The organism is Armatimonas sp., from assembly GCF_964826245.1.
Map to the genome: position 1 here is coordinate 1 of NZ_CBAYMC010000148.1, position 11114 is coordinate 11114.

General features: G+C 59.1%; 11 protein-coding genes. 3 read left to right on the forward strand and 8 right to left on the reverse strand.

Going from position 1 to position 11114, the window contains the following annotated elements:
* Positions 1–16: 16 nt before the first annotated feature.
* Together AC1XOS_RS14320 and AC1XOS_RS14325 are read right to left on the reverse strand one after the other, a co-directional pair.
* Positions 17–868 (reverse strand): PHP domain-containing protein, encoded by an 852-nt coding sequence (locus AC1XOS_RS14320; protein ID WP_481962904.1) that lies wholly within the window; start codon positions 866–868, stop codon positions 17–19.
* Positions 869–1786, reverse strand: coding sequence for a sigma-70 family RNA polymerase sigma factor (locus AC1XOS_RS14325; protein WP_481962905.1), 918 nt, complete (start codon positions 1784–1786; stop codon positions 869–871).
* A 125-nt stretch (positions 1787–1911) separates the two neighbouring features.
* Between AC1XOS_RS14325 and AC1XOS_RS14330 the strand changes: the two genes are divergently transcribed.
* Both AC1XOS_RS14330 and AC1XOS_RS14335 read left to right on the forward strand, forming a co-directional pair.
* A complete protein-coding gene (locus AC1XOS_RS14330) occupies positions 1912–2829 on the forward strand; it encodes a tyrosine recombinase (protein ID WP_481962906.1) in 918 nt (305 codons plus the stop codon).
* Positions 2789–3358, forward strand: a complete 570-nt coding sequence (locus AC1XOS_RS14335) for a 5-formyltetrahydrofolate cyclo-ligase (RefSeq protein WP_481962907.1) — start codon at positions 2789–2791, stop codon at positions 3356–3358. The genes AC1XOS_RS14330 and AC1XOS_RS14335 overlap by 41 nt, the downstream gene beginning before the upstream one ends.
* Here the strand turns inward: AC1XOS_RS14335 and AC1XOS_RS14340 are convergent.
* The 3 genes from AC1XOS_RS14340 to AC1XOS_RS14350 all read right to left on the reverse strand — a co-directional run bounded on the left by AC1XOS_RS14340 (position 3316) and on the right by AC1XOS_RS14350 (position 7241).
* Positions 3316–4983, reverse strand: a complete 1668-nt coding sequence (locus tag AC1XOS_RS14340; RefSeq protein ID WP_481962908.1) for a hypothetical protein — start codon at positions 4981–4983, stop codon at positions 3316–3318. The genes AC1XOS_RS14335 and AC1XOS_RS14340 overlap by 43 nt on opposite strands.
* Complete coding sequence (locus tag AC1XOS_RS14345; protein ID WP_481962909.1) at positions 4984–5706, reverse strand: discoidin domain-containing protein; 723 nt, start codon at positions 5704–5706, stop codon at positions 4984–4986. It lies immediately after the preceding gene.
* A gap of 92 nt (positions 5707–5798) precedes the next feature.
* Positions 5799–7241, reverse strand: a complete 1443-nt coding sequence (locus AC1XOS_RS14350) for a Gfo/Idh/MocA family protein (RefSeq protein ID WP_481962910.1) — start codon at positions 7239–7241, stop codon at positions 5799–5801.
* A gap of 101 nt (positions 7242–7342) precedes the next feature.
* On the opposite strand from AC1XOS_RS14350, the gene AC1XOS_RS14355 reads away from it, so the two are divergent.
* On the forward strand, positions 7343–8416 hold the full coding sequence (locus tag AC1XOS_RS14355; RefSeq protein WP_481962911.1) for a redoxin domain-containing protein: 1074 nt from the start codon (positions 7343–7345) through the stop codon (positions 8414–8416).
* 92 nt (positions 8417–8508) lie between these two features.
* On the opposite strand, the gene AC1XOS_RS14360 is transcribed toward AC1XOS_RS14355, so the two are convergent.
* The 3 genes from AC1XOS_RS14360 to AC1XOS_RS14370 all read right to left on the reverse strand — a co-directional run.
* Positions 8509–9774 (reverse strand): 3-keto-disaccharide hydrolase, encoded by a 1266-nt coding sequence (locus AC1XOS_RS14360; RefSeq protein WP_481962912.1) that lies wholly within the window; start codon positions 9772–9774, stop codon positions 8509–8511.
* A 15-nt stretch (positions 9775–9789) separates the two neighbouring features.
* Positions 9790–10308 carry a hypothetical protein gene (locus tag AC1XOS_RS14365; protein WP_481962913.1) on the reverse strand — a complete coding sequence of 173 codons (519 nt, stop codon included), beginning with the start codon at positions 10306–10308 and terminating at the stop codon, positions 9790–9792.
* Positions 10309–10334: 26 nt separating this feature from the next.
* Positions 10335–11114 (reverse strand): formate--tetrahydrofolate ligase (locus tag AC1XOS_RS14370; protein ID WP_481962914.1); only part of this gene is annotated, 780 nt, incomplete at its 5' end.

Sequence of the window (11114 nt, forward strand, 5' to 3'; positions counted from 1 at the left end):
GCCCGAAAGACGCTACCTAAGCCACTGCCAGCGCTCGCAAGCGACTTGGAAGAAGAGTAAGCTCCAGCGGCTGACCATCGCGGACAACTCCGAGGGGAACATCGGGCTTATTGGCTCCGTGAAAATCGGAGCCGCCGGTGACAAGCAAGCCCAGCTTCTCCGCAAGCCGCAGGAAAAACGCCTCGTTGGCGGGGGTGTAGCTGGAGTAGTAGGCCTCAATCCCATCGAGGCCGAGCGCCGTCAGTGCCCGAACACGGCTCTCATGGGTCTCGTGCTGGGAGCGACGGAGTAGGCCAGGGTGGGCGAGGAAGCATAGTCCCCCGGCTTCGTGAACCAGAGCAATGGCCTCAGCGGGGCTGAGGGTCTCTTTCTCGACATTCGCCGCCGCCTCATCCCCAAGATAGCGAGCAAAGGCTTCTTTGGTATCCGCCACAGCCCCAAGGGCGACAAGCGTGGCCGCAAAGTGGGGCCGTCCGATATTGGCTCCCTGGGGCGCATGTGCTAAGACATCTTCCATGGTAATCGTGATACCGAGCGCATTGAGCCGCCCGATGATCTTGAGATTGCGCTCGCGGCGGTTTTGCGAAAGCTGGCGTAGTGTCTCGATCAGGCGCGGGTAGTTCGGATCAATGCCCAAGCCTAGTAAGTGGCACTTTCCGGGAGGGCCTTCGGCGGAGAGCTCGACACCGGGCAGGAAGCCCATTCCTAGCCGCCGTGCTGCGGCAAGTGCCTCGGAAATACCGGCGGTGGTGTCGTGATCCGTGAGGGCGAGGAGGGAGATTCCCAGAGAGTGTGCCGCCTCGACGAGCTCAGTGGGAGTAAATGTCCCGTCGGAGGCGGTACTGTGTGTATGAAGATCGGCGGTCAATTACGCCTGAAAGAGATCTTTAAGACGGCCTTTGCGGGCCTCTAACCGAAGTTTACGAAGCGCTTGTGCCTCGATCTGGCGCACGCGCTCGCGGCTGATACAAAGCTCCTCCCCGATCTGGGAAAGGACGCAGCCTTCGTCACCATCAAATCCGAAACGTCGCCGCATGACGATGCGCTCCCGCTCGTCGAGATCGTTGAGAATCTCTTCCAGCGTGTCACGAATCTCACTGCTGAGGAGATAGTCCTGAGGATCAAGTGCGTTCTTGTCGGTCAGAAGCGCCCCCAGCGGCGTGTTCTCTTCATCGCCGACGGGCAGATCTAGGGAGATCGGATCCTGTGTGGTGTTCATCAGTGAGAGCACTTTACGCACCGGCATCCCGGCACGCTCGGCCAGATACTCCGTGCTTGGCTCCTGACCAAGCTCACGGCGTAGCTCAATACGAACCCTCTCCAGCTTACGGAGCGACTCGGAGATATGGGCAGGAATCCGGATGGACTTAGACTTATTGTCAACCGCGCGACCAATGGCCTGCCGAATCCACTGGGTGGCATAGGTAGAGAAGCGAAAACCTCGGGTGGGGTCGTAGCGCTCAGCAGCCGTCATGAGGCCGATTGCACCTTCCTGAACCAGATCCTCAAAAGGAATCCCCGACGAGCGATATGCTTTCGCGATAGAGACCACGAGGCGCATGTTGGCCTCGACGAGAGTAGCACGAGCGCGGGCACCTTCCAGCCCACCTTTACTGATCTTATTGGCAAGCCGAATCTCTTCCTCATGGGTAAGAAGACCGGCACGGGTCAATCGGGTAACATACGAATGTCCATCGTCATGAAAGCCGAGTGTCTCGGGTGTTTTTAGACGCCCAATAACATTACGCGTCCGACTCTGTGTCTGTGTCTGTGGCATAATCGCCATCGCCTGACTGTCCTCCCTCACTACTTCGATCTGTTGTAAGGAAACCCCTTAGCTGTCACAAGCCTGTGCAGTATTTCACCTGGGGGCTTGCGGATTCCTTCTTTTTTTTGTAAGACATGAAAAATATGTTCGATAGTCTTGATACACTCCGTGATAGCTTCTTAGACCAGCTTCGCACGGTTCGGCGTGCCTCACCGCATACCTTGCGGGCCTATGCCGAAGACCTACGCCAGTTCTGTGCCTGGAGAGAAGAAAAGGAAAAAGAACTTTCCCCCGAGAGTGTTCGTGCCTACGTGGCGAGCCTGACTCTGGAGCGAAAACTGGCAAAAACAACCGTGGCACGAAAAGCCGCGGCGCTCCGGGCTTTCTTCAAGTATCTTCAGCGCCAGAGAGTTATCGCCCACTCACCGGCCCAGGAGCTCCAGACCCCCAAGCGGCCTCGGACGCTTCCTCGTGCTCTCTCAGAGGAGACCGTCACGGCGCTTCTAGCCTTTCCCGAGAGTGCACGCGACCGGGCGATCTTAGAGACTCTCTATGCCGGGGGACTCCGTGCCAGCGAGCTCGTCGCCCTAGACCTAGACGATCTGACTTTCGACTCCGAAAACGGGGAAGGAGAGCTGCGGCTACGAAACGGTAAGGGCAACAAAGAGCGCATTGCCCTGCTGGGACGGCCCGCGATGATCGCTCTCCAAGCCTATCTCAACACGGAGCGTCCGACACTGGCGAGCCAGGCAAAGAGCACAAGGCCGACAAGTGCGGTCTTTCTGAATCGCTTTGGATCGCGCCTCTCCGATCGGGCGGTGCGGCGGCTCTTTGATAGTGCATGTGGGACGATCTCCGCGACGCACAAGCTCACGCCTCACACGCTGCGCCATAGCTTTGCCACGCACTTGTTAGACCACGGAGCCGACCTGCGGGTGGTGCAGGAGCTTCTGGGCCACAGTGATCTCTCGACCACGCAGGTCTATACCCAGGTGAGTACCAAGCGCCTAAAGGAGGTCTATGAGAAAGCCCATCCCCTTGCCCAGCCCCAAAAGCCCTAAGAGTGAGTGGCGTCAGTGGGCGCTAGAGGAGCGCCAATCTCAGGACATCCCGTCCCTGTCTACTGAGCTTTGCCAAACACTGACCCCTTTACTCACCGACGCTTCACATGTCTTGCTCTACGCGGCGACAGAGTGGGAGCTGGATATTCTGGCGCTGGCGCAGCTACCTGGGAAGCAGTTCTATCTGCCACGCTGCGCCCCGCAGCGTCGGCTGGCGATCCATGCTTATCCCTGTCCGCTGGTGACGAGCAGCTTTGGGATTCGCGAGCCCGAGGCAATTGCGCCCGAGGTCTCACTGGCGCTTCTTGACCTCGTGCTCGTTCCCGCACTGGTTCTCGATGAGCGCGGCTTTCGGCTGGGTTACGGGGGGGGCTACTACGATAGGTTCCTGCCACTCCTGCGCAAAAACTGTCGTACGATTGGTATCGCTCCCTTTATCGTCCCCGAGCTCCCCACCGACTCCTGGGACATTCCCGTTGGAGAAACCTACTCTTCTTCATCGTCGCGGGGGGGATGGAGCTTGCGGTAGCTCTCCCAGAGCGTCTTTTCGACAATCAGGTCGTAGAAGACGCCCAGGCGCAGGCCGTGCATCCCCTTGAGCTGGTGGCTGGGAAGGCGCTCCAGAACAGGCTCTTCGTAGCGTGGGGAGACCAGGAGGACGGGGGCTGTGACATCGTCGGGGAGCTGGCCGGTGTAGTAGCCGATATTGTCCAGCTTGCGCAGGTACCAGGGAATAGGCCAGTAGTAGCCATCGCGTGAGACCAGCTTGACGACCACCTTGTCGCCATCGGGATGGGTCTGCGCCAGCCCCTCCATGCGCGTCTTCAGCTCCGAGATGCCTGGCAGAGTCGGGGAGTAGACATAGGGGTTCTTGGTGTCGCTAAAGTACACAAAGCTCGTCTGGTACGAAAGCCAGCCCAGGTGCGCTGTGCCCAACAGAAGCCCCAGCCCGACGAAGGCTTTAGCGACTCTATGGTGTGCCCGCTCGATCAGGCCCGCCGCACCCATCCCGGCTAAGACAATCAGGGGAGCCAGAAAATTCAGGCCGCACCAGGGGGTCTTATAGGGAATCACCGTGTAGATCAGCGTGAGAAGAAGCGCCAGAACAACAACGAACTTTCCAGTCTCCGTGCGCCTGCCAGCATAGTCATTGGTTTTTACCTCCCCCCGCTCGTGCCTCGCGACCCCCTCCGGCTGATCGGTCGTTCCTCCCTGCGAAGGGGATGGAGATTTGCACCATAAACCCTTCGCGGAGCCGGAGGGTGGTGAGCCTAAGCGAGCCGGGAGGCAAAACTCCGTGCGCCTGCCCAAGAATGCGCCACAGAGTGCCAGCACGAGAATAAATCCCTCGCTCCAGAGGGGGCGAGCCGGTTGCGGGTGCCAGAAGAAGCGCTCTAGGTAGTCGTACCAGGGATGCGCATGAAGCGCCTCGCCGCCCCCGCCTGCGCGGTTGAGCCAGGGCAGGTAGGTCTTGAGGTAGCCTAGTGGCCCGGTGGGGGTGCTGAAAAAGCCCGAGAGCACCAGATACGAGCTGGCAAGCGCGACCCCTGAGCCGACCAGAAGCGCACGCCATGGGAGCTTTTTCGCACTTCCCCGAGCGATCAGCCAGGCGACTCCCGCCGCGAAAAATGTCAGGATCGCGGTCTCTTTGGTGGCGATCATGAGCCCCGCGAAGAGGCCCGCTACGCTAGCCTGCTGGCGGGCGGCAAACGCCAGAAAGAGCACGGTGAAGACCACCAGAAAGACTTCCTGGATAAAGTAGCGGCTGTAGAAGACAAAAGCGGGGGAGAGAGCAAAAAACAGTCCCCCCCAGAGGAGTGCCGACGAGCTTAAGTGCTTACGGAAAAGAAGGAGCAAGGGAGCGAGAGCCGCGCCCAGAATCGCCACCCCGCCCCGGAGGTCTGCCTCGGTGAGGGAGCCAAAGGTCTTGTGCCCACTGGCAGCAACAACAGGGAGTGCGGCGTAGTAGATCGTCGGACCATGAAACTCGTTGGGGTCGTAGCGGTAGCTCTTCTGCTCCCACAGCTCCCGGAACTTGGCTGCGTGAACCGCCTCATCCGCATGGAAAGGTCGGTTCCCAAGCTTTGGGAACCGACCCACCAGAGCGAGTGCGAACAGAGCAAGCGCGACGACCCAAACAGAGCGCGTTGTCATCTACTTGGCAGGTAGGCCATAGACCTCAACTTCGGTGTAGCGATTGAGTGGATCGGTGAAGGTGCTGCCACGGCTGTAGAAGCGGACATAGCGTGCCTTGGTCTTGTTGGCGGGAATGAGCTTGCCTTCGTTGGTCTCCACATACTCGAGGTTCTTGCCGGTCACAAGCCCTGTCAGGTTCTTTCCTTCGACTTTATCTGCCTTGGCGGTGTCGTCGTAGTCGTTGTTGAAGAGTGTCGTGACGCCCGTCTTGAACTCAGGGTCATTGGAGACTTGGACGATCACATCACGGAAGACAACCGGCTGCTCGTGGAAGTGCCAGATCAAGATATAGGACAGCTCGGAGGCGGCTCCTAGATCCACTTGAACCCACTGGAGGCGTGGTTTGAGCTCCACGGTCGTGCCCGATGCGGCATCTTTATTCCCATCCGTGAGCTGTGCAAGAGTCCCCGAGTACGGGGCGCTACTGGCGGTCACAGGCTTCTTCAGTGCCAGGTTAACCGTGCCTGCAGGAACCGTCGGAACCGGGCGGGGCTTCCCCAGAGGCTTCTCTAGGTGCGGGTTTTCGGCCAGATCGCCGGGGGTGCCGATAAAGTTGGCCTTGGGAAGCTTGAGGGGCAAGGGAACGGCATCCTGAGCCAGTGCGGCTCCCGCAAAGGTAAGTGCGATGATGCCCAAAACAGTGGCACGTGAGCGTCGGGAAGCGCGGTGCGATGTATCCATGGAATGTAATATCTCTTTCTCTAGTTGAATATCTTAAGGGAGAGCAGTGGCCCACTCTGGGTATTTGGATAGCAAGAGTGGGCCGAAAGTTTCTAGGCTTTTGGCAGAGTCCAGCCTTTTCGGTACTCGCGCTGGTAGCTCAGGTTCTTCATCGCCTTGGGATCGTTGGTGACGATCTCTTTGGCGGCATCCCAGTGCAGTACGTTTTGTGCCTGATACGCAAGATTGGCCAGGTGGCAGACCGTGGTGGTCTTGTGCATCGAGGCGATATTAGCGCGCGTCGTGCCGCGAGACTTGGTGCTAGCGATTAGCTCCGCCACGTGCGCCGGAAGCCCAGACATCTTCTGGCCCATGTCAATCGGGGCGGGCTTTTCGACAGGGTTGCCTGCCGCATCGAAGATTGACCAGCCGGAGCGGTCTACGAGGACGCTACCCTGGCTCCCGATAAAAAGTGCGCCATGATCGCGGCCCGTCACACCACTGCCCGCGAGGCCATTGGGGCCGGTCTTGGTGTTGCCAACGTGCACTTCCCACTGGAGCATCCAGCCAGGGAACTCGATCAGCGCGATCTGGGTGTCGGGTGTGGTTCTATCGTCGTCGGCTCCGGTGAAGAACTTGCCGCCTAGGCTCATGACTTTCGTGGGCATCACGAAATCATCGGTGGCGTTCATCCCTTGGAGCACGGTATCAATCATGTGCACACCCCAGTCGCCAGTCATGCCGCCCGCGAAGTTGAAGTACCAGCGGAACTTGTAGTGGCAGCGGTTGTCCTGGTAGGGCACCATCGCCGCTGGGCCAACCCAGAGGTCGTAGTCCAGCTCCGAGGGCACGGGTTTGGTGGTCTGTTTTCCCATCACCGCGGCGTTCGGATCTTGCACCTTCCAGGCGCGGCAGAGGTTGATCTTGCCCAGCTTGCCGGAGCGAACATAGGCGGTGGCATCCAAAAACTGCTGGAGCGAGCGCTGCCAGGTTCCCACTTGCACGACGCGCTTGAGCTTGTTGGCGTGGTTGACCATCTGGCGACCCTCTAAAATGTCGTGGGAGATGGGCTTCTCGGTGAAGATATCTTTCCCCGCCTGAAACGCGGAGATCGCGATGAGGGCGTGCCAGTGGTCGGGAGTCGCGTTGATGACCAGGTCAATGTCCTTGCGCTCCAGAAGCTTACGGAAGTCCTTGATCTGCTCGGGGGCCTTGTCTGTCTTGTCTTCCACCGTGATGGCTGCCTTGCCCATGTGTTTGGAATCGGGGTCGCAGACAGCGACGACATTAACATCGGGGCGGGCAATAAATGTATTGAGGTTGCTCATGCCCTGGCCGCCGCAGCCGATTAAGGCGATATTGACCTTCTCTTGCGCCGAGACCCGCTTAGGCAGGAAGGCTTCTTCGCCGAAGTTCACCCCGTAATCATGGGCGGCGCGGCCATTTTGTGCACCGTAGACCGGAGTCAGTCCGGCGGCTCCCATCATGCCCAGCCCCAGTGCTGCTTGGCCCGCTCCGGAGAGCAGCCCGCGTCTTGTTATCTTCTCGTTATCCATATCGTTCTCCTCAGACGGTTTTAACGCCTACCAGGTTCACCAGCGGAACGAAAATCCCCTTCTTATGGTAACATTGTGAAAGGATTCACAATATGAGACGTATGCCTTCGATCAAAGCTTTACTCTTTACCCTCGCCGGAGTCTGGGCCGCGGCGGGGCTGGGGATCTACAGCCTCACGCGCTTAGACCGTCAGCAGGACATCACGATGCTCCTGCCGCGCTCCCAGGCTCCGAGTTTTTCTCTGCCGGACCAGAGTGGCAAGCTCCACGATCTCCGCGACTACGAGAAGCGCTCGGTGGCCTTGGTGTTCCTACCAGGCGAGAGCGACGAAGTCCGGGGGGAGCTACGCTCGCTGAAGAACGAGATGAAGCGCTTCGACAAGATCGGGGTGAAGGTCTTTGCCGTGGCCACGATGGAGAAGGCGACCGCAAGGCAGCTTCATGAGAGCGAGCAGCTCAACTTCCCTATTCTCACCGATGGCGGTGGCAAGATCGGTCAGCAGTTTGGTGTCGCGCCGGGCCGTCCGTATGTCTCCTATGTGCTTGGCCCCGAGCGCAAAGTACTCTTGCCCATTGCCACGGTTCAGCCTAAAGAGCATGGGACGCAGCTTGTCGAGCTGGCCTCTTGCTTCTTTGACACCTTCGCCTCAGGAACCAACCCGCTGGTAGATAAGCCCGTCACCGATTTGACCCTTCCGAAAGTCGATGGCAAGGGGACAGAGACACTCTACGGCGACAAAAAACAAAAGGCGACTGTCGTGCTTTTTCTCTCGGCACGCTGCCCCTGCTCAGGGGGCTACGACAAGCGCAATAAAGAGCTCGCCGATGCCTATGCCTCCAAGGGCGTACGCTTTGTTGCCATCAACTCCAGCGCCGACGAGACCGACGCGGAGATCGCCGCGCACGCCAAAGCCCATGGGTTTACGTTTCCCGTCCTGCGCGATGCCGACCATAAAATCGCCGACAGGCTCGATGCCCAAGTGACTCCTGAAGCCTTTGTGATGGATGCTCAGGGGATTCTTCGCTACCATGGGCGCATTGACGACAGCCGCGATGAGAAGACCATTCTTTCCCACGACCTGCGCAACGCTCTAGACTTCCTGGTCGCGGGCCAGAACCCCAAGGTCAAGTCCACCACTCCGTTCGGCTGCTCCATCGCACGGCAGAAGAGTTAAAAAACAGCGCCCCGCTTTCGCAAGGCGCTGCATCGTTAAAACTCTCCCCTCCTCCCGTAGGTCTCGGGAGGAGGGGCTGGGGGAGGAGGGCTCTACGGTAGCTCTCTTATATAAATATTCTTGAAGTAGATCGGGTTTCCGTGGTGCTGGAGCTCGATCTGGCCCGTCGGGAAGATGGGAATCTTGCGATCCCAGTAGTTCTCCAGCACGACGTTCTGCGCGACGAGCTTGTCATTGAGATAGATCGTCACGCGCTCTCCGACCATGAGAATGCGAAACGTGTTCCACTCGCCGACGGGGTTGTCTGCCACTTGGGTCGGCTTGCTGGGGTTCTTCTGGTTGTTGTAGAGCCCGCCCGAGCCGACCTCTGCACCCACTTGCGTGAGGGCCGTATCCCAGATCTGCACTTGGGGCGAGCCGCGCAGATAGATCCCGGAGTCGCCGCCTTTGCCGATCTTCCAGCTCACGAGCAGCTCGAAGTTCTTGAAGTCCTTGGCGGTGCAGAGGCTATCGTTCTTGCCGTCGTAGGCCACCTCGCCGTTGATCGCTTTCCAGTGCTCCAGCGCCTTCACCGTGGCGGCTTTCTCGGCGGTGATGAGCGCGTCGGGCGTCATCTTGGCACGAGAGATCGGGTTGCCAACAAGCCCCTTCCAGCCGCTCAGATCCTTGCCATTAAAGAGCGCCGTGAAGCCCTTGGGCGCTGTATTGTCTTTGGTAGGCTTGCTGGTGTCCTTGATCTCGATATTGCGAAACTCAACGAGCGAGCCATGGCCCAGAAAGCCGATATGGCCCTTCTCACGGAGCATGCCAGGGTGCGCTGCCAGCACCGCAGGATCGGTGACGGTATTGAGATCACAGTCCACGGTCTTCTTGCCGTTCACAATCACCTGGATGCGGCGGCCCGTGGCGATGATCTCTTCTTTATTCCACTCGCCCGTCGGCTTGAGGGCACCGCGCTTGGCGGCGGCGACTTTGTAGATGGAGCCGTGGTACTGGCCGGGCTCCAGCTTGGCGTACATCGGGGCGGGGTCATCCAGGACTTGAACTTCCATCCCGACATAGGCTGCATCCCCCTGAAGCGGCGCACGAATCCCGATCCCATTGTTGCCACCGGGGGAGAGCTTAAACTCAAACTTCAGGTGGAAGTCGGAGTACTCTTTCTCCGTGTAGAGATTCCCCCCGCCATCAGCAGGGCAAGTCAGAACACCGTTGCTCGGGACATAGCCAGGGCCATGTCCACCGATAAGCTGCCAGCCCGCGAGAGATTTCCCGTCGAAGGCTTTCTCAAACTTTTGCGCTAGCACCGGAGAGGTTGCCAGGACACACGCGGCTATCGCCGCTAAAAATCGTCGTTGCATGACCCTGATTATAACCTAAAGTTTCGTCGGAATAGGCTTGCGTGTCAGACGGAATGTTCCCGTGTAGCCTTTACTGGTGAAGAAGCCGACAAACTCGGTGTCCGAGGCGCGCCCAATCCAGTCGAAGACGCCTCCATCTTTCTCGCCCAAGTCAGCCGATCCTTGGAAAAGAACCACTCCGCTTGTGGCTCGTCCGAGCATCTTAATGGTGTACTTGTAGGGACGACCACACTCGCCCTCAAACGTGGCCTGGAATTTCCCATCCGGGAGTGCCACGACTTTGCAGTCCATGACCTTACAAGCATCGGGGTACATCATCTTTTTGAGCGCAGGCGGTACCTCGCCGCTCTTGGGAGGAGGGCTATACATTCCCCAGTCACCCGTCCAGTCCCCTACAACCTGAGGAGCCTTGACCGTTTTAGCAGAGGCAGGTCTGGTTTCCTGTGCTTGTACGGGAATCTTAGCGAGAAGTACAGTGGCTCCTAGAGTGCAGAGGAGGGAGAGCGAGGCTCTCTTGACACGGTGATTGATCATTTTTCTTTCTTTCTTAGGGGAGAGTCCTACATGACACCGGAGATTTCTCCGGTGTCAGAGAGATGCATGTCGAGGGCGGCGGGGCGCTTGGGCAGGCCGGGCATGGTGAGCAGGGTTCCCGCGTAGGCGACAACAAAACCCGCGCCCGCTGAGAGCTTGGCGTCTCGAATGGTGAGCGTGTGCCCGGTTGGCGCGGCCAGCTTCGTGGGATCATCCGAGAACGAGTACTGCGTCTTGGCGATACAGACCGGCAGGTTGCCGTAGCCGCGCTTGGTCAGATACGCCAGGCGGTTTCGGGCCGCCGGAAGAAACTCCACCCCGTCGGCGCGGTAGATCTCTTTTGCCACCATCTCAATCTTCTTGCGCAGCGGCAGCTCGTCCGGGTAGAGCGGCGCAAAATTCGCTTTCTCCGTGGCTAGTGTCTCGGTCACCAGCCTCGCCAGCGCCTCGCCGCCCTCGCCGCCGGATCCAAAGACATCCGAGAGTGCGACTTTTAGCCCCTGCGCCTCGCAGAGCTTGGCAAGCGCTTCTTCTTCTCCCACAGTGTCCGTCGGAAAGCGGTTGATAGCAATCACGACCGGCAGGCCGAACTTCTTGAGGTTCTCCGCGTGGCGCGCCAGATTCGAGAAGCCCGCCTCCAGTGCCGCCAGGTTCTCGCCCTTGAGCTGATCGAGCGGAACGCCCCCGTGCATCTTGAGTGCTCGCAGTGTCGCCACTAAGACCACCATATCGGGCGCGAGCCCGGCTTGGCGCATCTTGATGTCTAAAAACTTCTCTGCCCCCAGATCGGCTCCAAAGCCCGCCTC